Source organism: Deltaproteobacteria bacterium, assembly GCA_020848745.1.
Lineage (GTDB): Bacteria > Desulfobacterota > Binatia > UTPRO1 > UTPRO1 > UTPRO1.
Map to the genome: position 1 here is coordinate 62,449 of JADLHM010000056.1, position 22,550 is coordinate 84,998.

General features: G+C 71.8%; 19 protein-coding genes. 7 read left to right on the forward strand and 12 right to left on the reverse strand.

The annotated features are described in order from the left end of the window. Positions 1-25 precede the first annotated feature (25 nt). Positions 26-1,111 (reverse strand): hypothetical protein, encoded by a 1,086-nt coding sequence (locus IT293_08140; protein MCC6764618.1) that lies wholly within the window; start codon positions 1,109-1,111, stop codon positions 26-28. Positions 1,112-1,224: 113 nt separating this feature from the next. Between IT293_08140 and IT293_08145 the strand changes: the two genes are divergently transcribed. Both IT293_08145 and IT293_08150 read left to right on the forward strand, forming a co-directional pair. Then, positions 1,225-4,407, forward strand: coding sequence for a metallophosphoesterase (locus IT293_08145; GenBank protein ID MCC6764619.1), 3,183 nt, complete (start codon positions 1,225-1,227; stop codon positions 4,405-4,407). 41 nt (positions 4,408-4,448) lie between these two features. Then, positions 4,449-5,348 carry a crotonase/enoyl-CoA hydratase family protein gene (locus IT293_08150; protein ID MCC6764620.1) on the forward strand — a complete coding sequence of 300 codons (900 nt, stop codon included), beginning with the start codon at positions 4,449-4,451 and terminating at the stop codon, positions 5,346-5,348. Positions 5,349-5,433: 85 nt separating this feature from the next. Here the strand turns inward: IT293_08150 and IT293_08155 are convergent, their stop codons facing one another. The 3 genes from IT293_08155 to IT293_08165 all read right to left on the reverse strand — a co-directional run bounded on the left by IT293_08155 (position 5,434) and on the right by IT293_08165 (position 9,113). Beyond that, the gene (locus IT293_08155) at positions 5,434-6,000 is read right to left on the reverse strand and encodes a hypothetical protein (protein MCC6764621.1); all 567 of its coding nucleotides are present in this window, start codon (positions 5,998-6,000) and stop codon (positions 5,434-5,436) included. Positions 6,001-6,068: 68 nt separating this feature from the next. Beyond that, positions 6,069-7,004, reverse strand: a complete 936-nt coding sequence (locus tag IT293_08160; GenBank protein MCC6764622.1) for a hypothetical protein — start codon at positions 7,002-7,004, stop codon at positions 6,069-6,071. A gap of 567 nt (positions 7,005-7,571) precedes the next feature. After that, a complete protein-coding gene (locus tag IT293_08165) occupies positions 7,572-9,113 on the reverse strand; it encodes a hypothetical protein (GenBank protein MCC6764623.1) in 1,542 nt (513 codons plus the stop codon). Positions 9,114-9,284: 171 nt separating this feature from the next. Here IT293_08165 and IT293_08170 point away from each other — a divergent pair, with 171 nt between their 5' ends. Together IT293_08170 and IT293_08175 are read left to right on the forward strand one after the other, a co-directional pair. Further along, complete coding sequence (locus IT293_08170; protein MCC6764624.1) at positions 9,285-10,904, forward strand: glycosyltransferase family 39 protein; 1,620 nt, start codon at positions 9,285-9,287, stop codon at positions 10,902-10,904. Positions 10,905-10,967: 63 nt separating this feature from the next. After that, complete coding sequence (locus tag IT293_08175) at positions 10,968-11,945, forward strand: hypothetical protein (protein ID MCC6764625.1); 978 nt, start codon at positions 10,968-10,970, stop codon at positions 11,943-11,945. Positions 11,946-12,154: 209 nt separating this feature from the next. Here IT293_08175 and IT293_08180 read toward each other — a convergent pair whose 3' ends face one another. Then, positions 12,155-14,221 carry a glycosyltransferase family 39 protein gene (locus tag IT293_08180; protein MCC6764626.1) on the reverse strand — a complete coding sequence of 689 codons (2,067 nt, stop codon included), beginning with the start codon at positions 14,219-14,221 and terminating at the stop codon, positions 12,155-12,157. Positions 14,222-14,303: 82 nt separating this feature from the next. On the opposite strand from IT293_08180, the gene rsmI reads away from it, so the two are divergent. Next, on the forward strand, positions 14,304-15,146 hold the full coding sequence (gene rsmI, locus IT293_08185) for a 16S rRNA (cytidine(1402)-2'-O)-methyltransferase (protein MCC6764627.1): 843 nt from the start codon (positions 14,304-14,306) through the stop codon (positions 15,144-15,146). 94 nt (positions 15,147-15,240) lie between these two features. Here the strand turns inward: rsmI and IT293_08190 are convergent, their stop codons facing one another. Together IT293_08190 and IT293_08195 are read right to left on the reverse strand one after the other, a co-directional pair. Next, a complete protein-coding gene (locus IT293_08190; protein ID MCC6764628.1) occupies positions 15,241-17,622 on the reverse strand; it encodes a hypothetical protein in 2,382 nt (793 codons plus the stop codon). Beyond that, the gene (locus IT293_08195) at positions 17,622-18,245 is read right to left on the reverse strand and encodes a hypothetical protein (GenBank protein ID MCC6764629.1); all 624 of its coding nucleotides are present in this window, start codon (positions 18,243-18,245) and stop codon (positions 17,622-17,624) included. The genes IT293_08190 and IT293_08195 overlap by 1 nt, the downstream gene beginning before the upstream one ends. Before the next feature lie 119 nt (positions 18,246-18,364). Here IT293_08195 and IT293_08200 point away from each other — a divergent pair, with 119 nt between their 5' ends. Together IT293_08200 and IT293_08205 are read left to right on the forward strand one after the other, a co-directional pair. Continuing rightward, positions 18,365-18,559, forward strand: coding sequence for a hypothetical protein (locus tag IT293_08200; protein ID MCC6764630.1), 195 nt, complete (start codon positions 18,365-18,367; stop codon positions 18,557-18,559). Next, entirely contained in the window at positions 18,556-19,878 is a 1,323-nt protein-coding gene (locus IT293_08205) for an AarF/ABC1/UbiB kinase family protein (GenBank protein ID MCC6764631.1), read from the forward strand. Before IT293_08200 ends, IT293_08205 begins: the two co-directional genes overlap by 4 nt. Before the next feature lie 3 nt (positions 19,879-19,881). Here IT293_08205 and IT293_08210 read toward each other — a convergent pair whose 3' ends face one another. The 5 genes from IT293_08210 to IT293_08230 form a co-directional block, all read right to left on the reverse strand. Beyond that, entirely contained in the window at positions 19,882-20,412 is a 531-nt protein-coding gene (locus tag IT293_08210; GenBank protein MCC6764632.1) for a nucleotidyltransferase, read from the reverse strand. A gap of 476 nt (positions 20,413-20,888) precedes the next feature. Beyond that, a complete protein-coding gene (locus IT293_08215) occupies positions 20,889-21,701 on the reverse strand; it encodes a hypothetical protein (GenBank protein MCC6764633.1) in 813 nt (270 codons plus the stop codon). Positions 21,702-21,712: 11 nt separating this feature from the next. Further along, complete coding sequence (locus IT293_08220) at positions 21,713-21,955, reverse strand: hypothetical protein (GenBank protein MCC6764634.1); 243 nt, start codon at positions 21,953-21,955, stop codon at positions 21,713-21,715. After that, entirely contained in the window at positions 21,952-22,155 is a 204-nt protein-coding gene (locus IT293_08225; GenBank protein MCC6764635.1) for a hypothetical protein, read from the reverse strand. The genes IT293_08220 and IT293_08225 overlap by 4 nt, the downstream gene beginning before the upstream one ends. An 8-nt stretch (positions 22,156-22,163) precedes the next feature. After that, on the reverse strand, positions 22,164-22,544 hold the full coding sequence (locus tag IT293_08230) for a cytochrome C oxidase subunit IV family protein (protein ID MCC6764636.1): 381 nt from the start codon (positions 22,542-22,544) through the stop codon (positions 22,164-22,166). Between the last annotated feature and the right edge of the window lie 6 nt (positions 22,545-22,550).

Consider the following 22,550-nt stretch of genomic DNA (forward strand, 5'->3'; position numbering starts at 1 on the left):
GCGCCCGCCGTGGCGCGAAGCGGTGTCAGCGTCCGGCCGGGACCAGGTCCCACGCGGCGAGCTCGCCGTCGTTGTCGGCGACGAGGAGCGTCGGACCCACTCCCCAGGCCAGCGCGGTGATGCTGGCCTGGTGCCACGCGAAGGTGTGGCGGACGACGGCTCCGGGGAGCGCGATCACGCGGACGACATTCTGGTCGTCGGAGGCGGCCGCGATGCGCTCGTCGGCCGCGAGCGCGAAACGCGCGATCGGCGCCCCGAGCGCGAGATCCTTGACGAGTGTGCCGGTCGTGGCCTCGAAGAGGCGAGCGTGTCCGTCTCGGGCGGCCACCACGAGGAATCTCTCCGCGAAGCCGACGCCCGTGATCTCCTGCGTCGAAGGCGCGAGCACCCGCGGCTTTGCCGTGCGCTTCCCGAAATCGACGATTGCCACCGTGCCGACCTCGGTTCCGACCGCGGCCCGCCGACCGCTGCGGTCGAAGGCGAGCTTCACCGCCCGGCCTGCGACCGACAGGGTGTGTTCGACCTTGCCGGTCGCCGCGTCGAGGAGCCGCGCCTTGCCGTCAGCCGCGCTCGCGACGAGGAGGTGCGTGCCGTCGGGTGACCAGACGACGTCGTTCACCATCCCTGTGCCCTCGGGACCCTCGAAGTCGCCGAGGATGTTGCCGCTCGCCACGTCGTACCGGATCAGGCGGTCCTCGACCGCGAAAAGGGTCGTCGCGCCGTCGGGGGCGACGACGAGCGCCTGCGGGCCCTCGCGTTCGCCGCCGGCCGGCGCGTGCTCCTCGGCCGGGATCGGCGCGAAGTGGTGGCCGAAGGCGACCGCGGGGAGTGTCCAGGCGGTCGGCTCGATGTCGAGGAGGGCGATCAGAAGGGTCTCGCCGTCCGGGCTCGCGGTCATGGCCGTCGTGCCGCGCCGGAAGGAGACGACGCAGCGGGGCGCCGCTCCGTCCGGTCCGTGACGCTCGGGCCGAACGCAGCGCGGGTGCGTGGGCTCGCCCGTCTGCGTGCGGAAGGGCCCCGTCGGCGGCGGGTCGGGGGTCCGGGCCGAGTGCCGGACGCAGGCCGACGCGAGGGCGAGGACGAGGGCGCACAGGGCGGCTCGGCGCGGCATCGGCGACGTCTACACCGATGCACTTTTCTCTTCCAAGGCGTGCGACGGGACCGCTATGGTGCGGCGCCGACGTCCAACCCGGCCCCTCGAGCGGGGGCCCCACCGGAGCTGCCGTGAATCTGACCCGAACGCTGATCGTGTCCGTGCTGCTGGCCGCCGTGGCGGCGCCCGGCGCGGCGCAGACCCTGACCCGCGGGCCGCTCATCCAGAATCCCGCCGCGCTCACCACGACCATGACGATCGTCTGGTGGACCGACGTCACCGGCGACAGCACGGTCGAGTACGGCACGACGCCCGCGCTCGGCACGTCGGTCAACGTGGGACAGGCCGCGAGCTGCGAGATCGGCGCCGCCGGCACCTGTCACGCCGTGCCGCTCACCGGCCTGCTCCCGAACACGCGCTACTACTATCGCCTTCTGACCAATGGCACCCAGGTCCTCGCGACCACCTACTTCCGGACCTTCAAGACGCCGAGCGACACGAGCGAGCTCTATTTCACGGTGATCGGCGACTGGGGGCAGGGCACGAGCGCGCAGGGCCAGATCGGCGACAACCTGAACGCCGACGATCCACCGCTGCTCATCACGGTGGGCGACAACGCCTATACCAACGGCACGCAAGCCGACTGGGACAACAACGTCTTCATCCCGCAATTCAAGAACGGCATCCTGCGCCGCGCGGTCTTCGTGCCGACGCTCGGCAACCACGACCTGAACAACGTCGGAGCCTCGAACTGGGCGAATTCCGTCGAGATCAAGATGCACGCCCTGCCGCGAAACGCGCCCGCGGGCGAGGAGGAGCGCTATTTCTCCTTCGACGACGGGAACGCCCACTTCGTCGTGCTCGACTCGAACCCGCCGGGCGTGAACGCGACCCAGACCGCGTGGCTGGCGAACGACCTCGCCGCCACCACCAGGAAATGGAAGTTCGTCTTCCTGCACCACACGCCGTACTCGTGCGCGACCGGCTTCGCGTCGATCGGCAGCGATCACAACGTCCGCGACACGTGGGGTCCGATCTTCGAGCAGTACGGCGTCGACATCGTGTTCCTCGGCCACGACCACAGCTACGAGCGCTCACAGGCGGTGGACGACTACGCCGTCAGCGGCGGCAGCGGCCCGGACGGGAAGAGCACGTACTACGTCATGACGGGCGGCGGCGGCGCGGCGCTCGACGGCGCGTGCTCGGTCGACGGCGGCGGCCCGTACGGCGTCGGCCTCACGCACGCCAAGGAATACTGCCCGTGGCTCGCCACCGACTGCGCGAACGGCGTCAACGGTCAGTACTGCAGCTTCTCGCGCTATCAGCACGCCGAGGTGCGGATCGCGAACGACTCGGTGCTGACGCTGAAGGCGGTCGACAACAACGACGTGGCCTTCGACACCTTCGTCATCGACAAGACGAGCATCTGCGGGAACGGCGTGGTCGAGTCGGGAGAGCAGTGCGACCAGGGCGCGGCAAACGGCACGTCGACCTCGTGCTGCGGATCGTCCTGCCAGTTCGTGTCGATCGGCACGATCTGCCGCACGGCGGCCGGCCCGTGCGACGTCGCCGAGACGTGCGGCGGCGCGTCCGGGGCATGCCCCGCGAACGGCTTCGCGGAGTCGTCGACCGTCTGCCGAGCCTCGACGGGCGGCTGCGACCCGGCCGAGCTCTGCAGCGGGTCGAGCGCGACGTGCCCGTCGAACACGATCGCCGGCGCCGGCACCGTCTGCCGCGCGTCCGCTGGTGCGTGCGACCCGGAGGAAGCCTGCGACGGCTCGTCGAGCGCGTGCCCGGCGGACGCCAAGTCGACGGCGCTCTGCCGGAACGCGAGCGATCTCTGCGACGCGGTCGAGAGCTGCGACGGCGTCGCCGACACGTGTCCGACCGACGCCCTCGCGCCGAACGGCACGCCGTGCCGGATAGCCGCCGACGGCTGCGACGTGAGCGAGCTCTGCACCGGAGCGAGCGCGGCGTGTCCGCCCGACGGCTTCGCGTCGGCGAGCGTCGTCTGCCGTCCCGCGGCGACCATCTGCGACTTCGCCGAGACGTGTACCGGCGTCGGTCCCGGTTGTCCCGAGGACCACTTCGCCGCCAACACCGTCACGTGCCGTCCGGCGACGGGCGTCTGCGACGCGATCGAGCGGTGCCCTGGCACGAGCGCGACGTGTCCCGCCGACGCATTCGCGCCGGCGTCGACGGCCTGCCGCCCGGCGAGCGGCGTCTGCGACGCCGTCGAGAATTGCACGGGCTCGTCGGGCGAGTGTCCACCGGACGCAGTCGCGCCGGCGTCGATGGTCTGCCGCCCGGCGAGCGGCGTCTGCGACGTCGCCGAGCTGTGCGACGGCATCACCAAGACCTGTCCGGCGAACGGCTTCGCGGCGAGCGCCACGGTCTGCCGTCCGGCGAGCGGCGTCTGCGACGTCGCCGAGAGCTGCACGGGAGGCTCGGCCGCGTGTCCGAGTGACGCCTTCGCCGCCCCTGCCGTCGAGTGTCGCGCCGCGGCAGGCGTCTGCGACGCCGCGGAGACGTGCGGCGGGACGTCGGCGAGCTGTCCCGCCGACGGCTACCTCTCGCCCGCCGTCGAGTGCCGTCCGACCGCCGACTCGTGCGACGTGCCCGAGTGGTGCACGGGCGCGAGCACGGACTGTCCGGCCGACACCGGCCAGCCGGACGGCGACGATGACGGTGTCTGCAACATGGAGGACCTCTGCCCGGAGCAGTCGGATCCCGCGCAGACGGACACCGATGGCGACGGCCTCGGCGACGCCTGTGACCCCTGCACCAACGGCAGCGTCGTCCGGGTCGTGAAGCCGAAGCTCACCATGCAGAACATGGCGCCGCCGCTCGGCGACGAGCGCTTCAAGTTCTCGGGCACGATGACGGTGCCGTCGGATGCGATCGATCCGTCCGAGGACGGCCTGCGCATCATCATCACCGACACCGGCGGCCAGACCATCGTCGATGCGACCGTGCCCGCGGGGCCGTGGAACGACGCGATGATGTCGGGCTGGAGGACCAACGCGCCGAAGACCGCGTTCGTCTACAAGAACCGAGGCGGTACGATCCTCTCGCTCGCCGGCATCGACAAGGTGGTCGTGAAGCGGAGCCGCAAGGTGCCCGGGCAGGTGAAGTTCAACGTGTCGGCGGTCGGCGGGAGCTATCCGCTGCCGAGTGGCCTCCCGATCAAGGGCACGGTGATTCTCGACCCGCCGTACGCCGCTTCCAACCAATGCGGCGACGCCGTCTTCCCGGGCCCGGCGAGCCCGGCGTGCGCGTACACGGCTCCGGCCGGCACGATCAAGTGCAAGTGATGGCGCTCGCGACGAGGCGCGGACGAGGGTAGAGGAAAGCGATGTCCGACGACGTCGTTCTGCTCGCCAAGGCCGGCCCCATCGCGACCATCACGCTCAACCGACCCGAGAAGGCGAATACGCTGAGAGCCGAGGTCACCGACGGCCTCGACCGCGCCCTCGCCGACGCCAATCGCGACGACACGGTCAAGGTGATCGTCCTCCAGGGCGCCGGCGACAACTTCTGCGGCGGCTTCGACTTCTCGGGCGGCCTCGAGCACTACGCCGCCATCGCGGAGGGCGGCTACGACCCCGGCAAGGACGTCCACTACGTCATCAATAGGTATACGAGCTACCTCACGAGCTTCATGGGCCTCTGGCGCGGCCTGAAGCCCACGATCGCCAAGGTGCACGGTTACTGCGTCGGCGGCGGCTCGGAGCTCGCGCTCTGCGCCGATCTCGTCGTCGCCTCCGACGACGCCCGCATCGGCACCCCGTACTCGCGCGTCTGGGGCTGCCACCTGACCGGCATGTGGGTGCACCGGCTCGGGCTCGCCAAAGCCAAGTACTACGCGCTCACCGGCGAATGGATCAGCGGCAAGGAGGCCGCCGCCATCGAGCTCATCAATTTCTCGTATCCTCTGGAAGAGCTCGACGCGCGCGTCGGGGCGCTCGCCGAGAAGCTCGCGCGGCTCCCCCTCACGCAGCTCGTCTCCATGAAGCTCATCGTCAATCAGGCGTACGACAACATGGGACTCCAGAGCACCCAGACGCTCGGTCCGATCCTCGACGGGATCATGCGGAACACGCCCGAGGGGCGGGAGTTCGTGCGGGTCGCGAAGGCGGAGGGCGTACGGGAGGCGGTGACGCGACGGGACGGCCCGTTCGGGGACTACTCGCAAGGGAAGCCGGAAGCGCAGCCACGGAAGCGAGGTCGGACGGGGAAGGGACGGAAGCCGTAGGTCAGGGCAGGTCGCCAATCACGGCGGGACAGGATTGCACCGCCCGCTGAGGGCAGTTCGGAGCACCGCCCCGGAGGACGGCGCGCTATCCGGCGCGGCCGACCGCCACGACGTAGACGTCGTCCGGTCCGAGCTCGAGCCCGAGCCAGTCCTTGTTCTCTTCCTTCTTCGCGCGCACGAACTCGCGGTAGCCGCGGCCGGACGTGATGGTGATGCCGGCCGCCTCGAAGGCGTCGTTGACGCTCGCGAGGTAACCGGGCGGCTCCTCGTCGGCCGCGAAGACGAAGATGCCGGGCTTCATCGGGAAGCGGACGACGCTGGTGCCCTTGAGCTCCCAGCCGGCGGCCACGAAGACGCTCTCGAGCTGCTTCTGGTAGGCGGCGGCCTCGGGGTTGTTCGGAACGGTCGCGAACCAGACCGGACGACCGGGGTCGTTCTGGAGCTTCTCGAGCATGGCCGCGCGCTGTTCGGTGGTGAGGGAGCGCGCGGCGGGCGCGGACGCCGGGGCCGCGGCGGGAGCTGCCGGCGCCGCGGGAGCGCTCTGCGCCGCGGCACGCAGGCGCGCGTTCTCCGCGCTGAGCGAGGTGATGTACCAGACGATGCCGATGGCCAAGGCGAGGCCGACGATCCTGACAGCGACTCGGGAAGTCATCCTCGGACGGTCTTAGAGGAGAGCCGTCAGGAGGCGCAAGCCGCGATCCGCGCGGAGCGCGCGTCTGCTCAGGGCTTGCGGTTGGCCCAGGGCGGCGGGTTCTCGGGCCGGAGGTCGTGCGGGCCGTGGGGCGTGCCGAGCCGCCCCGGCGTCCACCGTGTCGTCCACCCGGGCGGGAAGCCCCAGTAGGGTCCGGGGTCGCCGTCGAGCTCGACCGCGACCCGCGCCGTCAGCTCGAGGAGCTCGCTCTCGAGGTGCCGGCGGAAGGCTTCGGCCGTGGCGTCGTCGGCGTCGGGAGCGATCCAGTACGGTCCGCTGGCCAGGGTGAGCCGGCGGTTGAAGGGCAGGGGGATCTGGGTGCGGTCCCAGGTGCGGAGCGTGATGCCGCGTGCGTAGTGCGTCCGCACGAGCACGATCGGGGCGCGGCAGGCCTTCGCGATCGCGACCGCGCCTGGCTTCAAGCGATAGACCGGACCCTGTGAGCCGTCGACGGTGAGGCCGTAGATCACCCGCGGCGTCGTCTCCATGTGCTCGATCAGGTCGCCGAGGACGTCGCGCCGCCGCGATTTCGATCCCGAGCCGCCCCGGAACACGACGAAGTTGCAGAGCCGGAGCATCTCGCTGATGACCTCGCCGAAGTCGCTGACGGAAGCCAGTGTGTGGCCGTGGAAGTGGCGGTAGTTGTAGGCGACGGTGAAGACCTCCTCGTGCCAGAGCGCGGCGACGGCGCGATCGTGGCGATGCACGGCGCCGAAGAGGACGTCGTCGAGGCTCTGGCCGTCCTCCTTCGAGGTCACGCGCACGAGCCACATGTAGGCCAGGTAGAGACGCGGCAGGACGATGGCGGCGAGCCCGATGAGCCGCGCGGCGAGTCGGCGCCGCACGCGCTTCGCGAGCCGCGGCGGCTTCCGGGCGGGGGCCGCTCCGAGGTCGGCGCCGGTGCGCGGCGCCTCGTCGGCAGGCGGCTCGGCGTCGGTGGCGCGGGGATCGGACGACGCGGTCACGGGCGGCATCTATAGCACCATCGTCGCCGTGTCTTTCGCCCACCCGAGCGTGGCGAGTCGCGGCGCCCGAGCGCGGCCTTCACCGTCGGCGTCGTCCGGATCGATTGCCGCGCCGGCGACGTCGAGGCCGGCGCGACCGCCGCGTCGAGCCGATCCGCGTCGTCTACCAGGTTGCTGAAAAAGGGCCATCTGCCGCGTTGCTCCCTCCTTCGCTTGTGCGGCGTAGCTCCGCTACGCCTCCGCGCTCAGTCGGTCGCGCCTTGCAGCTGACCCTTTTCGAGCAACCTGCGGGGGCTGCCAGGTGCGCGTGGTTGGACGCTCGCTTCGCTCGCGTCCATCAATCCCACTGACGCGTATCCGTCTGGTTCGAAAGAGCTCTGAAAGAGAAAAGAATGAATGAGCGGAAGCGAAGCGACGCTCACACCATGCGCGAGTGGCAGCCCCGGCAGGTTGCTCGAAAAGGGTCAGCTGCAAGGCGCGAGGGAGCGAACGCGGAGGCGTAGCGGAGCTACGCCGCACAAGTGAGCGACCGAGCAACGCGGTAGATGGCCCTTTTTCAGCAACCTGCTACGGGCAGCTCGGCGTGATCGCGACGTCGGCGTTGAGCAGGGTCGTGTCGAGCGTGCCGCCCGCCGACATGCCGACGCAGCCACCGCCGGTCGTGGCCTTGCCGCTCGCCGTCAGGCTTCCGGACGGCGCGAGCGCTTCGACGACGCCGCCCGAGCGCACGTCGTAGGCGCCCGCGAGGCTGAACGTCCCGGCACCGCTCTGCGCGAAGCGTACCTCGCCGCCGTCGCGCCCGAGGAAGCGCGTTTTCTGACCGACCGTGATGCCGACGCCGTCGATCGTCGCCTGACCGCCCGCCGTCTTGGCGGTGAGCTCCACCGTGGCAGCGCCGATCGTCACCGCGCCGCCCGCCGCCGAGACCGTGAGCAACCCACCGGTACCCGAGCTGCCCTTCACCCGCAGCTTGCTGGAATCCACGGTGACGTCGCCGCTCACGGGGCCGCCGGCGAGCGTGATCGCTCCGCCGTTCACCTTCCCGCTCGCGTCGATGTCGGCCTTCACCAGATCGACCGCCGTGGTGGCCGTGAGCTCGACCGTACCGCCGTCGCCCGTGCGGCCGCGCGCGTCGATGTCCTGCTTGGGCACGATGGTGGCAGCCGAGACGTCCACGAGACCGCCGATGCCGGCCCGCGCCTGGATGCGTGCCGAGATGGTGACCGTACCGCTCGGCGCCGAGACCATGAACGATCCGCCGGCGGTCTCGCCGCCCACCCGGACCTTGTCCTCGATCGTCACGTTGCCGTTCGGGGTCGCGATGAGTACGTCGCCGCCATCTCCGTCGCTGCCGCTCGCCAGGATCTGCTCGCGCAGCGTGACGTCGCTGGCGGCCCCGACGTTGATCGTCCCCGCGTTCAGCGGCGAGCCCACCCGGAGGTGATTCTCCGCCGTGACGCTCCCGGCGGTGCTGCCGATCGTGATCGTGCCGCCCGGAAGCCCCTCGGCGCGGACCCGCCCCTTCACCACGACGTTTCCCACCCCCGCGATCGAGATCGTACCCCCGGCGGTCGTGTCGCCGCCCTGCGCATCGACGACCGCCGTCTGATCGGTCTCGATGGTCCCGCCCGCCGTGAGCGTGATCGTGCCGCCCGTTGCCGTGACGTTGGCGCCCGAGGTCTTGGCGTTCAGATTGTCCTTCACGAGGAGATTGCCCGCCGCCGTGACGTCGATCGACCCGCTCGCGGCGGTGCCCGTGGCGTCGATCTCGCCGCGGAGCTCGATGTCGCCGACGGTCGATTCGAGCACGACGGCGGCGCCGTTGCCGACGCCGTTTCCGACGTGGCGGCCGTCGATCGGACCCTGCTGGAGGATCGTTTTCGCCGTGAAGTCCAGGGTGCCTCCGTCCGGCACGTCGATGGTCCCCGCGATGATCAGGTCACGGGCGCCGAAGTCGACGACGCACGGCGACTGTACCGCCACGGTGGTGATGGTGCAGGGATCGCCGGTACAGAGGTTGTCCGGATCGGCGCACGACACCTGCGCGAGCCCGCGCGACGCCGACAGCGCGACCGACGCTACGACCGTCATCAGGCGAACGAGACGCATGGGAGGCCTCCTTCATTTTTGCGAACCCGACCGACCGGAGCGGCGTGCGGAGGAACCGGGAGACGCCGCCATTCCGTCCGTAGCCTCACCAGAGAGGACCAGTCAACGAAAAACGGCGTGCGCTTCGCCGTCCGTTCACTCGGCGATCCCTTGTGGGGTAGAGCTCTCGGCGTGCTTTCGCAGCCCCCCGCCGTCGAGCGCGGTCTCGTCCTCGCGTTGCTCGCCTTCCTCGCGCTGAACGCGCTCGTGGTGGCGCGCGCCGACACGCCGACCGTCGACGAGTTCGTGTATCTGCCGGCGGGGCACTATCACCTCGTGACCGGCGACCTGACCTTCGACCCGACCAATCCGCCGCTCCTGAAGATGGTGATGGCGCTGCCGCTGCTCGCGATGGACGTCCGGGCGGAGCGCGATCCGCGCTGGCGCGACGATCGCACCGGGTGGGGGCCGTGGGTGTACGGAACGCGCTTCATGGAAGTGAATCGCGCCCGCTATTTCGACGCCTTCTTCGCGGGGCGCCTCACGACGATCGTGCTCGCGCTCGCGACCGGCGCGCTTCTCTGGTGGTGGGCGCGGCGCGCGACGACGCCCGCCGCGGCGCTGGGCGCGCTCTTTCTCTGGTGCACCCAGCCGACGGTGATCGCGCACGGCGCACTCGCGACGCTCGACATGGGCGTCACGGCCCTCGTCTTGGCGGCGTTCGCGGCGCTCGCGCGCTTCGCCGAGAGCGAAGAGCGGCCGTGGGCGGCGGTGGCCGGCGGGCTCTTCGGGCTCGGCATCGCGGCGAAGGGCGTGACGCTGATCTTCGCGCCGCTCGTGCCGCTCCTCCTGGCGCTCGGCTGGCGCGGCCGGGGCCGCGAGCGCGTGCTCGAGCTCGCCGACGGGCTCGTCGTGTTCGTGGTCGCGGCGTGGGTGACGCTGCTCGCGGTCTACCGGTTCTCCGGCTTCCCGTTGCCGGCCCCCGTGATCGAGGGCATCCGCTTCCAGGCGAAGGCCAGCAGCACGGGGGAGTTTCCCGCCTTCCTGAACGGCCAGTGGTCGCAGACGGGCTGGTGGTACTACTTCCTGGAAGCCTTCGCGCTGAAGACACCGCTCGCGACGATCGCGCTCGTGCTCGCGGGGCTCGTCGTGGTTGCGCGCCGCCGCGTGCGCGCCGACCTCTGGTTCGTCCTGCCGCCGCTGCTGCTCTTCTACGTGCTGTCCTTCCACTTCGGGAAGAACTACGGCGTCCGCTACCTGCTCCCGGCGCTGCCGTTCCTCTTCGTTCTGGGGGGGCGGGGCGCCGACGCGCTGCTCGGGAGCCGCCGCGCGAGGGCCGCGCTCGCGGCCCTCGCGGTCTGGCAGGTCGGGGCGTGCGTCGTGAACGCCCCGCACCACCTCGCGTACTTCAACGAGCTCGCGGGCGGCGTCGACCACCACCGCCGGCTCCTCCTCGACTCGAACCTCGACTGGGGCCAGGACCTCGGGCGCCTGAAGACGTGGCTCGACGGGCAGGGGACGAACCGCGTCGCGCTCGCGTACTTCGGCCACGTCGACCCCGGCCTCTACGGGCTGGAGTGGACGCCGCCGCCGCCGGCGCCGACGCCGGGCAGGTACGTCGTGAGCGCCAACTATCTCGCGGGCTATGCCTACGCGATCACCTACGCCCGCGACCGCATGATCGGGGTCCGGCGCGGCCAGTGGTCGTGGCTCGATCGCCTCCCGCCGACGGCGCGGATCGGCCGCTCGCTGCTCGCCTTCGACGTCGGCGACGACGACGTGCGCCGCCTGGCGGCGGAGCCGGCGCGGTGAGCGGCGGTCGTGCCTCGGCCGCGTCTCGTCCGCCGCGGCCGGGTGTGGGATAGCCACTGCGCCGTGTCCGTCCTTCGCCGCCTCGCCGGTTTCCTTCTCTGGCTCGTGTTCGTCCTGGCGCTCGCCGAGGGCGCGGTCCGCCTCGCGGGCTTCGTGCTGCGCCGCGATCAGGCGCTGCCGCCGGCCCGTGCCGGCGCGAACACGATCTACTGCGTCGGCGACTCCTTCACGTACGGCCAGGGCGTCGCGCGCAGCGAGGCGTGGCCGCAGGTGCTGGCGCGTCTCCTCGACGCCGCCGGCGAGCGCGACGTGCGCGTGCAGACGCTCGCCGAGCCGGGCCGGTCGAGCTCGGTCGCCATGCTGGACGTCGCGCGGGCGCTTGCGGCCGGCGACGCCCGCCTCGTCCTCGTGATGACGGGATGGAACGCCAACGACGGGGATTTCGCGGCCTGGTCGTCGGCGCGCGCCCGCGCGGTGCCGTGGACGGCGCGGGCCGAGCTCTGGCTCACGCGCTCGCGGCTCTACCGCGTGCTGAAGCACGCGGCGACGTATCGCGGCCGGACGCTCGTCCTCGACGACGTCGCGGTGATCCCCCAGACGACCGGCATGCAGCTCTACGACTTCCGCGCCTACCAGGAGATCGCGCGCGGCAACCTCGAGCGCATCGCCGCGATGTGCCACGCGGCCGGCGTGCCGTGCGCGCTCCTCACGTATCCGCACCAGGACCTGCCGCCGAATCCCTACACGACCAGCGAGTACTACCACGCCCTCTTCGGGCGGACGCCGATCGGCGACGCGGACTACCTCGTGCGCGATCGCCTCCCCGGAGAGATCGCGATCGACGCCGTGATCCGCACGGTCGGCGAGCGGACGGACGTTCCGGTGATCGATACGCAACCGGCCTTCCTCGCCGCGACCGGCGGCGGTCTCTTCCAAGCGGACTGGCACCACCCGACCGCTTCCGGCCATCGCGTGATCGCGGAAACGGTCTTCGCGTGGTTGAGCCGCCGAGCCGCGCCCGAGGCGCCGCCGAAGCACTGAGCCATAGCATCGCCGTCCCGACCGACGCGAGATCGTGACTCCGCCGTCGGGCCGTGGGTCGCTTTGCGAGCGACAGACAGCTCGCTCGACCCCGCGACGTGGTGTCAGCGGCGGGCCCTCCGCGCGGGGCCCCAGGAACCGGGAGCCGCAAAGCGACCCACGGCCCGACGGCGCGACGCTGGCAGACGTCGCTCGAGACGACGGCGCGATCAGCTCCCGCTCCGACAACTCGCGAGCAGCGCATCGGCCTGCGAATCGTCGGGGCGCAGTCGGCGGAGGTCCTCGCGGATCTCGACCGCCTCGTCGCAGCGGCCGAGCGCCACGCGGAGGCGGAGCGCGCGGCCGAGCACGTTCGGATCGCGCGGCCGCGTACGCACGGCGCGCCGGCTCGCGGCGAGCGCCGGCTCGGGTCGGCCGTCCATCTGGTGGACGGTCGCGAGGTAGGTCTCGGCCTCCCAGACGTGGAAGCCGTGGCGGACGGCGCGCTCGAGCGCCGGTACGGCGGCGGCGAGATGGGCGCGCTGTCCGGCGCCGCTCGTCCGCTCCGCGAGCGCGAGCTCGAGGCGGCCGATCCAGAGCTGGGTCTGCCCGGGTCCGCGCTGCGACTCGCCCGCCTCCGCGCGGCGCAGGTAGCCGAGCGCGGTCTCGAGCTCGCCGCGGCGCTCGTGCGCCTCCGCGAGCTTCTGCCACTCGCTGTCGAACCAGACGTCCCCGTCGAGGCAGATCGCGGGCGCGTGCGCCGTCGCCGGCTCGCAGTAGGCGTGGTTCACGAAGACGCCGGCCGCGACGAGGCCGGCGACGAGCGCCGCGAGCGGCCGCCAGTCCTCGCGCGGCAGGATGCGGATCGCCCGGTCGACGGCCACGGCCGCGAACACCATCAGGAACGGCAGCGCCGGCATGCGGTAACGGGAGCGGACGTAGAAGAGCGCGATCACCCCGAGGTAGCCGAGGCAGACGACGTAGAGCGGCCGCGCCGCCGGGTGGCGCGCGGCGAGCACGAGCCCGAGGAGCCCGAGCGGCCCGACGATCGCGAAGCTCGTGCCGGCCCAGAGCCAGGGCAGGTACTGCGCGCGGATGAAGGCGAAATGGTAGCTGTCGGGGATCTCGTAGCTGTTCCAGAGGACGGTGACCTTCCTCGCGGTGGTGGCGACGAAGTCGATGGGGTGTGTCGCGGCCCACCCCGCGGCCTTGCGCGCCCAGTGGCGGGACACGCCGGCGGGCGTGAGCGCATGGCCGGCGGCGCGCTCGGCGAGGAGCTTCGAGTCGCCCTCCTCGAACTCGGGCACGTCGCGGAGGCCTTTCGGCCGGCCGGAGAGACCCGTGGTGAGCGGGTTGTTGCCGAGGTAGAGGTTCAGCCCGGCGTCGCCGCTGGTCAGCATGAGCCCGCCGCCCCGCACGCTGTTCCACAGGATGACGGGTGCCAGGGCGATGAGCGCGCCGCCGAGGAAGCACGCCGCGAGACGGCGGGCGACGGGTTTCGGGGCGACGCCGCCGAAGCCGGCGTAGAGTCCGAGGCCGACGAGCGCCGGGAGCCATTGCCCGACGCCGATCACGGTGACGCCGAAGGCGAGACCGGCCGCCGCCATGACGGCGGCCCGCCGCGCGGCGAGCGCGCGCAGGAAGAGCAGGAATCCGACGAGGCCGCCGAAGATGAGGAGCGCCGTTTTTCCGAGCGAGATCTCCTCGAGGACCATCGGGCCGTAGGTCGCGAGCAGGAGCCCGGCGACGAGGCCGATCCGGCGGTCGAAGATCGTCGTGCCGACGATCGTGAGGAGTCCCGTGCTGGCGGCGCCGAGCGCGGCCTGGATCGCGCGCGGCGGCCACGGGGAGGGCCCGAAGATCGTCGTCACGACGGCCAGGTAGTAGGCGTAGAGGGGCGACTGGTAGAAGTGCCTGGCCGGAAACCAGTGGCCGGCGAGGATCTCGCTCGCCCAGACCTGGTAGCCGCGCGCGTCGATGTTGTCGATCTGGAGGTAGGGCGTCGCGGTCATCTGCCCGAGCGCGATCACGCGCACGACGAGCGCCACGGCCACGACGAGCGCGACCGACGGCCAGTGCACCGGCCCGCCGGCGGCCCACGTCGGCCACTCGAAGGGAGCCGTCGCGCGCTCGCGTTTCTCACGTGCCTTCTTTCCCATCCGGTGGTCGCCCGGATTCGTAGCGTGTCGCGCCGAGCGACGGAACACCGGGCAGGTGCCGCCGGCGCTCTTCACCGCGGGCGCGCCGCGGCTCGCGTCGCGGCGGAAGCCGTTGCCGCTCTCGATCGCGCGCACCATGCGAAGTCCGTCGAAGTGTCGAGGAAGATCAGCGGGTTTCGGTTGTCCGGTCGGGCATTCCGTGGCACCAAGCCAGGGGCGCATGGCGGGCACGCTCTACGTGGTGGCGACCCCGATCGGGAACCTCGGCGACCTGACGGAGCGGGCGCGGGCGACGCTCGCCGCGGTCGACCTGATCGCGGCCGAGGACACCCGGCGGACCGGGCGTCTGCTGTCGCATCTCGGCATCAGCCGGCCGCTCCGGAGCTACTACGACGCGGTCGAGGCTGTGCGTGCGCCGGCGCTCGTGGCCGAGCTCGTCGCGGGCCGGTCGGTCGCGCTCGTCTCCGACGCGGGGACCCCGGGGATCGCCGACCCAGGCTACCGCATCGTCCGGGCGGCGATCGCGGCCGGGGTGCCGGTCGTGCCGGTGCCGGGCCCGTCGGCGCTGACGGCGTTCCTGCCCGTGTCGGGTCTCCCGACCGACCGTTTCGTCTTCGAAGGCTTCCTCCCGGCGCGGGCAGGCGAGCGCCGCCGACGGCTCGCCGCGCTCGCCGGGGAGCCGCGGACGCTCGTCTTCTTCGAGACTGGGCCGCGCCTCGCGGCGTCCCTCGCCGACCTGGCGGCCGCTTTCGGTCCACGGCCCGCCGCGATCGGCCGGGAGCTCACGAAGCTCCACGAGGAGGTCGTCCGCGACGATCTCGCCGGCCTCGCCGCGCGCGCCGAGACGCTGGTCGCGAAGGGCGAAATCGTGATCGGGGTCGCGGGCGCGCCCGCGCCGGCGCGCGACGCCGTCGATTCCGCCGATGCCGGGCTCGCCGACGAGATCCGGCGGCGCCGGGCCGCCGGCACGAGCGTGCGCGACGTCGCTGATGGCCTCGCGCGCGAACGCGGCCTCAATCGTCGCGCCGTGTACCGCCTCGTCCTGACGCTCGAGCGCGCGTGATCGGCACGGCCGGCGAGCGGGGAACGACGGTGCGTTTCGCGACGGCCCTCGAACGCGCGATCGGCGCCGACGTCCGCGAACGGTAGGGCGCCGGCTACGGCGCGCACTCGCAAGGGTACGCGGCGAACTGCGGCACCCGCAGGCGGTCGATGCAGAGCACTTCGTGCTCGGCGATGCAGGCGGTGCACTCGACGAGCTCGGCGAGCGTCCCGACCGGGCGGTCGCAGTAGGGCCCGCCGTCCGGCACCTGCAGCTCCGGGCAGACCGCGGGAAAGCCGATCGCGGACGGCGCGAAGTCGTCACCGGCGCCGCTCCCCGCGATCGCCTCGCCGTCGAGACGGACGACGGTGTCGTCGCAGCGCCGGTCGTCGCCGCCGCAGGCGCGGCAGATCGCGGCGACGCGCTTGGTGTCGGCCTTCGCGATCCGGCGGGCCGCCTTGCGCGGCGGCGTGCCGTCCGCGGCCGCGGCGTTCGGGCAGACGTCGGCGTGCTTGCCCGCGGCGCGCGCCTCCCAGCACTTGCGGAGCTGCTGCTCCTTGGCGACGGCGAAGCGCGCGTTGGCGGAGCCGATCGTGCGCTGGCAGCGGTTCAGCGCCTGCGCCGGGTCGGTGTCGACGAGCGATCCGTAGGCGAGCGCGCGCGCCTGCTCTACCGCCGCGTCACCGACGCAGGCGATGCAGGCGGCGATGTCGCCGCAGTCGGTGATGGCGGCCGAGCATTCCGGAGCGTCGGCGTTCGGGAGCCCGGGGCAGACGGCGGGCCAGCCGAGGGTCGCCGGGAGGGGCTCGTCGGCGAGGTTGCCGCCGCACGTCTTGTCGCCGCCGCCGCACGCCTTCGCGATGCCGCGTCCGAGCTTCGCCTTCGCGGTGGCGATCGCGGCGGTCGCCGCGGCGTCGGGGCAGCGGCCGGCGGCGGTGCCCTTCAATCCCGCCTGCTCGCAGCGCTCGATCGCCCGGCTGTGGCTGGCCAGGAACTTCGACGCCGCCTTGGCGATGGCCGTCCGACATTTCGCCGCGCCCGGGGCGACCGGCTGCTCCACGAGCGGCGGAGGCGCGGGTGTGCAGGTCGCACGCGGCGTCGGCGTGACGGTGGCCGTGGCGGTCGCGGTCGCAGTCGCGCTCGGTGTCGGGGTCGGCGTGACGCTCGGCGTGCCGGTCGTCGTCGCGGTGGCGGTCGCGCTCTCCGTCGGGGAGGGCGTCGTCGTCGCGGTCGGGGTGGCGCTGAGCGTCGGCGTCGGCGTCTCGGACGGCGTCGCGCTCGGCGTGAGCGTCGGCGTGCCGGTCGTCGTCGTGGTCGGCGAGGCGGTCGTCGTCGACGTCGGAGTCGTGGTCACCGTGGGTGTCGCGCTCGCCGTCGCCGTGCGGGTCGGCGTCGGCGTGATCGTCGGGGTCGCGGTCCGCGTCGCGGTCGGCGTGGCGGTGCGGGTCGCGGTGCGCGTCGCCGTCGGCGTCGCCGAGAGCGTGGGAGTCGGCGTTGCCACGGGCACGCTGTTGAAGAACCAATTGTAGCCCGTGTTGAAGTAGACGGTCGCCGACGTCACCACCACGTGCTCGCCGTTCACGAGGAACGCGCCGCCGGCGTTGCACTGGGCGAAGCCGGTTTGCGCGTCGTCGAAATCGAGGACGATGTTGCAGCTCGTCGTGAGCCCCGCGTACGAGAGCGCCACCGTATAGTCGTCGCTCGTGCCGGCCGCGAGGTCGAGGCCGGTCATGCCGAGGCGGAAAATCGCGACGTCGTCGGTCGCGAGCCGGCGCTGGTCCTCGTCGAAGAAGGCGCCTTGCTGCATGACGGCCTCGGTGTTCGGGTAGCCGAGAAGGCTCGCGACGGTGCGGTCGGCATTGGTCGGGAAGAGGTGGCCGCTCGGCAGGTCGGCGACGTTCCGGCTGTAGGTGGTCGCGTCGACGACGCCCGCGATCGTGAAGGGGTCGTCGTTCGAGGTGCGGAACCAGTGCAGGTTCACGTCGTCGCCGCGCGCGTCGTCGCTCGAGCCGATCACGTCGTCGGCGCCGTCGTCGACGTCGAAGACGTCATCCGCGCCGTTCGTCGACTTGGTGTAGTTCTGGTCGTTGCCGGTGAGCCCCGACTCGGTCGAGAGGTTCGGGTGGGCGAGCCCGAGGCAGTGCCCGACCTCGTGGAGCGCCGTGGACTCGAAGTCGATCTGGTTCGAGGCGATGTCGTTGGCGGCGCCGAAGAGCAGGTTCGGGCTCGCCGGCGCGAGGGCGTTCCACGTCGCGACGACGTTCCGCACCGGCTGCTCCATGCTCGCGGCGTTGGCGGAGGTGGGGTCGATGCAGACGGTGACGTTCAGCGTGCCGCCGGCGCCGGCGTAGCCGGATGGGTGGGTGACGACGTTCACCCCGTTCGCCTCGCCGGCGAAGATGAACGAGCCGGCGTGGGCGCGGACGGGAGCCGTCAACGTCGCGGCGAGGACCGCGGCGAGGGCGCGCGCGCGTCGGTCGGGCGCGTGCGGCCGCATCAGCGCACGCGGGCGAAGCCGGGCGACTCGCGCAGCGCGCGGAGCTCCTGCTCCGCCGCCGCGAGGTCGCGGAGGGCGGAGACGTCGGGATGCGCGGCGGCGTCGGCGTGGAGTCCGGTCCAGGCGACGCGCTTCACGACGTCGCGCGCTTCGCGCGCTCCCGGCGCCGCCGGAACGTAGCGCGCCAGCGACAGCTCGATCACGATCGTCGACGGGTCGGATGCCTCGAAGAGCGCGATCGGCCGCCGGGCGGCGCGGGCCCGCTCGCGCGCCGCCGCGCTCGCCGCGTGCGCCGCGGCGCGCGCGGCGGGGGCGTCGAACTCGAGGACGCCCTTGGCGGCGAGCGATGCGAGGAGCGCGTCGAGCTCGCGCGGCGCGAGGCGGCGCTCCCAGTCGCCGGCGCGCTTCATGTAGATGGGATAGTGGGTGAGGACGCGGCCGTCGCCGTAGACGGTCAGCGTCGGACCGCGGTCGGCCCCCGCGATCTCGCCGATCAGCTCGCGGTGGACGAGCACGACGGCGTCGGGACGGCGCGACGGCTCGACGAGCGGCGCGCCCGCCCGATCGGCGAGCGGCGCCGCGCCGGCGACGGACGCGAGCGTCGCCGTCCACAGCGCCGCCATGACAGACCGCATGCGTCCCCGAGCGCCGAGCATCCCGTCTCCCTAACGGCATCACGGCACGAAGAGTTGAGCCGCGCGTCGGGATGTGCCGCGGACGGCACCGTGATACGTCCGACGCGGTGGAGGAGCCGATCGTCGAGTCCGTGAGGCTGCGCAAACGCTGCGACAAGCACGAGGTGGTCTGCGGGGTGGACCTCATGCTCGCGATCTCGGCCGGAGGCTTCTTCCGCGCCATCATCTTCCCGCGCGTGCGCCTGCCCGGCCGGACGCGGGCCGCCGCGATGCTCCGGGTCGGGCGGCGGCTCGTCGCGTGAGGCGGCCGCCCGAGGGAGCCTGGCTGCGGTTCGCGATCGTCGCGTGGCTCGTCGCCCGCATCTACGCCGGGTACAAGCTCGTCCAGCTCACGGCCCGCCTCGGCTGGCCGCATGCCCGCGCGCGCTATGCCCGCCACGACCGCCGGAGCGCGCGCGCCGTGTACGGCATGGCGATCCGCCTGGAGGGCCTGCCGATCAAAGTGTGCCAGTTCCTCGGCTCGCGCGCCGACGTGCTGCCGGCGGACTACGTGACGATCCTCGCGCGGCTCCAGGACCGTGTTCCGCCCCGCCCGCTCGCCGTCATCACCGACGCGATCGAGCGCGAGCTCGGGCGGCCGTGGCGCGCGGCCTTCGCGGAGCTCGACCCCGTGCCGCTCGCGGCGGCCTCGCTCGCGCAGGTCCACCGCGGCCGCCTGCACGACGGCCGCGAGGTCGCGATCAAGGTGCAGTACCCGAACATCGCGCGTCTCGTCGCGATCGACCTCCGGAACTTCGCGTTCCTGGTGCGCATGCTGGCGCGGCTCGAGCCCGATTTCGACTTTCGCATCATCGTCGACGAGGTCGAGAAGTACGTGCCGCGCGAGCTCGATTTCGAGAACGAGGCCGACAACGCCGACCGCATGCGGCGGCTGCTCGCTGCGCGGCGCGACGTCGTCGTGCCGGCCGTCGTCCGCGAGCTCTCCACCACGCGGCTCCTGGTGATGGCGTACGAGCCCGGAGTGCGGCTCACCGACGTCGACGCCCTCCGCCAGCTCGGCATCGATCCCAGGGACATCGCGCGCCGCCTCCTCGAGGTCTTCTGCGACCAGATCCTGATCCACGGCTTCTTCCACGCCGACCCGCACCCCGGGAACGTCCTCGTGCAGCGCGACGGCCGCATGGTGCTGCTCGACTTCGGGCTCGCGAAGGACCTGCCGCCGGAGTTCCCCGCCGCCGTCGCGCGGCTCGCCGCCGCCATCATGAGCGGCGACCGCGCCGCCGTCGCGTCCGCGTTCCGGGCCCTCGGCTTCAAGACCCGCGACGACTCCGACGAGAGCCTGTGGTGGCTCGGGGAGGTCTTTCTCGGCTGGACCCTCCGCAACAAGCGCTCGCACGCCGATAGGGAGCTCGTGGATCTCGTGAACGCCGAGATGCCGCGCATCATGCGCGCCAACCCGGTCGTCGAGCTCCCCGGCGACATCATGTTGATCGGACGCGTGCTCGGGCTGCTGTCGGGCATCAGCAAGCAGCTCGGCTCGGATGTGGACGTCGCGGCGGTGCTGATGCCGTACCTCGGGCGCGTGATGCTCGGGGGCGGCGAGCCCTCGTCGGCGGGGTGAGCGTCAGCCGGCCGTGCGGTCGGCGAGGATGCGCTGCCAGAGACGAGCGCAGGGTGTTGGGAGCGCCGGAAGCGCGGCCGTCACTTCCGCTTCGATGGTAGGGACGGCATCGAGCAGCTGGTCCACGTCCCAGGCGTCCTGCGGGCCTCCGGCGTAGAGCTTGAGGAGCACGAGGTCGGCAGCGGTCACGACCGGGATCAGCGTGCCGCGAAGCATCGTGGGCCGTGCACGGGTGAGGACGTCGTTCTGCCATTGGCCTCGTCCGACGATGACATCGATCTGCGAGTCTGCCGACCGTAGGCGGACGACGCCGGCGAGCGGGTCGTCGGCATCGCCGCGTCGAATGTCGACATCGACCCCGTCCGCAACGAGCGCTTGCCATGGCGCGGGCTCCAAGCAGCGACGGTCGGTCACGAGGAAGTCGACGTCTTCGGAGGACCGGGTGACCCCGTGTACTGCCAGGGCCGTCGCACCGATGATGGCATGACGAATCCCCTGGCGCTCCAGCAAGGCGCTCACGTCGGCGAGGGTCATCCCAGGAGCGCGTCCATGCACGCGGACGCCCGGCGCCGTGCCTGTCGCCGCCGCTCGATCAAGATGCGCGCGGTGCGTGGCTCGATTCCCGCCGCTTCGGCGAAGATCGCAACGTCTCGGCGACCGAGCTCCATTGCCTTTTCGACGCGCTCGTCGGCCGTTCGGGCGGCGGTGCGTGCGCGCCTGGCGGTGAGATCCTCCTGCGCCACCGAACGACGTCGCATGGGGCGATAGTGCCATGCGGCGCGCCGCCCAGCCAGCGATGTCTCGTGGGCGGAAGCCGGGACGGGCGCGTCCGACGCGGAACGTGCGCTCGATCTCGCGTACTACCGGGACCGAGCGCAACGAGGGAAGGCCAGGACGAAGCCGCAGCGTGACGCGCGGGTAGCGTTCGAAAGACTTCATGCGAGCCATGACGCAGCTCGGGACGATCGCAGCGCGGCTTCCGCCCCGCCCGCGCGTGTCGTCCGCGCCGACTAGTTCCACTCGTCGCCGCTCGCGGCTTCCTTCGCGGCCGCTGCCTGGTCCGCTGCCCACTTCGCGTACTGCTCGGCGGTGTCGATCGTGACGTAGCCGCGCATGCGGTAGTGGCCGAGGCCGCAGAGCTGGGCGCAGGAGATCTCGTAGCTCCATGTGTCGTCGCCCTTGCGCTTCTTCATGTCGTCGCTCGTGACGGTCGGCTCGAACCAGACCGGGGTGACGAGGCCGGGGACGGCGTCCTGCTTCACGCGCATCTCCTGGAGGCCGAAGCTGTGGATGACGTCCATGCTGGAGAGGTAGACGATCGCCGGCGTGTTCACCGGGAGGTGGAGCTGGTTCACGGTGGTGAAGTCGTCGGCCGCCGCGGGATCGTTCTTGTCGATGCCGAGCGGGTTCGCCTGGGCGTCGATCAGCTTGATGTCGGTCTTGCCGAAGACGCCGTCAGCGCCCGGATAGTGGATGTTCCAGGCGAACTGCTGGCCGACGACGCGGACGCGGGTCGCATCCTTGTCGGCCGGGAAGTTGTCGACGCGCGCGGCCCAGAGGGGCACCGAGAAGCCGAGGAGCAGGACGGCCTCGGCGATCACGACCGCGACCTCGAGGTAGCTCGACGCGTGGCTCCGCACGCCGTCGGGGTTGGCGACCGGGTTCGCGGAAGCGCGGAACCTCACGAGCGCGATCACGAAGTAGATCGCCCAGCCGGCGAACAGCACGCCCATCAGGAGGTGGATGTAGAACATGAGGCGGTCGAGATCGCCGCCGTGGGCCGATGCGAGCGCGGGGAGGAACAACAATCTCTGGATGTCCATGGCGTCCCTTTCTAGCCCTTCACGAGACGGAACATCGGGCGCGGTTGCGGATCGCGAAAACCGCGCGCGCGCCGACGGAGATGGAAGAAGAAGATCCCGAAGCCGATCTGGACGAGGACCATGACGCCGAGCAGGAACCAGACGCCCTGCTCGGCGCCCCTGGTCATCTGCGCGTTGGGGTCGCCGAAGCAGACCGAGCACGCGTCGGCGGCGCGGGCGGACAGCAGCACCAGGGCGACGACGAGCGCGGTCATTCGCCCATGCCGCGCGTCTTCACGAGGAACCAGCGGCCGTACACGAGGAGACCGACCGCCGTCGCCGCGGAGCCGCCCGCGCCGAGCAGCATCCCGCCGCCGCCTCCGGTCTTCCACTGCGCCCAGCACCACGTCCCGAAGACGACGGAGAGCGCGGTCGCGGCCGCGATGAAGACGACGTGGATGTGCTTCAGCGACATGCACGATCCTAATGGTGGGCGCTCTCGGACGCGTGCGTCCCGGAGATCGAGTTCGCGGGCATGTTCGGCGTCGTGATGTGGTCGAGGCTGGTGGCGATGGGCAGCAGGAGCAGCGCGACCGCGAAGACGCCGGTCAATGCCAGGATCAGCAGCACCACCTGCCGCTCCGAGATCAGGTGCATGAAGAAGAGCGCCACGAGCGAGGCTTTGACGGTCGCGATGAGGAGGGCGATCGCGACCGCTTCGTGGATCTCCAGATGCAGGTAGGAGACGGCGACGGTGACGAGCGTCAGCACCATCAGGGTGGCGAACACCATGATGTACGTGCGGACGTGCTTGTCGATCTCGGCCGGGTCGTGGGCGGCGTGAGCCGCGTGACTGTCGCTCATGCGCGT

What these genes read in the sequence shown, in the direction of transcription:
- rsmI (MCC6764627.1), top strand. Translation starts at nt 14,304, where the DNA reads ATGGCGGGCACGCTCTACGTGGTGGCGACCCCGATCGGGAACCTCGGC.
- IT293_08165 (MCC6764623.1), bottom strand. Translation starts at nt 9,113, where the DNA reads ATGCGTCTCGTTCGCCTGATGACGGTCGTAGCGTCGGTCGCGCTGTCG.
- IT293_08190 (MCC6764628.1), bottom strand. Translation starts at nt 17,622, where the DNA reads ATGCGGCCGCACGCGCCCGACCGACGCGCGCGCGCCCTCGCCGCGGTC.
- IT293_08210 (MCC6764632.1), bottom strand. Translation starts at nt 20,412, where the DNA reads ATGACCCTCGCCGACGTGAGCGCCTTGCTGGAGCGCCAGGGGATTCGT.
- IT293_08180 (MCC6764626.1), bottom strand. Translation starts at nt 14,221, where the DNA reads ATGGTGCGCGCGATCGAGAGCGGCAACGGCTTCCGCCGCGACGCGAGC.
- IT293_08230 (MCC6764636.1), bottom strand. Translation starts at nt 22,544, where the DNA reads ATGAGCGACAGTCACGCGGCTCACGCCGCCCACGACCCGGCCGAGATC.
- IT293_08195 (MCC6764629.1), bottom strand. Translation starts at nt 18,245, where the DNA reads ATGGCGGCGCTGTGGACGGCGACGCTCGCGTCCGTCGCCGGCGCGGCG.
- IT293_08155 (MCC6764621.1), bottom strand. Translation starts at nt 6,000, where the DNA reads ATGACTTCCCGAGTCGCTGTCAGGATCGTCGGCCTCGCCTTGGCCATC.
- IT293_08215 (MCC6764633.1), bottom strand. Translation starts at nt 21,701, where the DNA reads ATGGACATCCAGAGATTGTTGTTCCTCCCCGCGCTCGCATCGGCCCAC.
- IT293_08225 (MCC6764635.1), bottom strand. Translation starts at nt 22,155, where the DNA reads ATGTCGCTGAAGCACATCCACGTCGTCTTCATCGCGGCCGCGACCGCG.
- IT293_08220 (MCC6764634.1), bottom strand. Translation starts at nt 21,955, where the DNA reads ATGACCGCGCTCGTCGTCGCCCTGGTGCTGCTGTCCGCCCGCGCCGCC.
- IT293_08140 (MCC6764618.1), bottom strand. Translation starts at nt 1,111, where the DNA reads ATGCCGCGCCGAGCCGCCCTGTGCGCCCTCGTCCTCGCCCTCGCGTCG.
- IT293_08150 (MCC6764620.1), top strand. Translation starts at nt 4,449, where the DNA reads ATGTCCGACGACGTCGTTCTGCTCGCCAAGGCCGGCCCCATCGCGACC.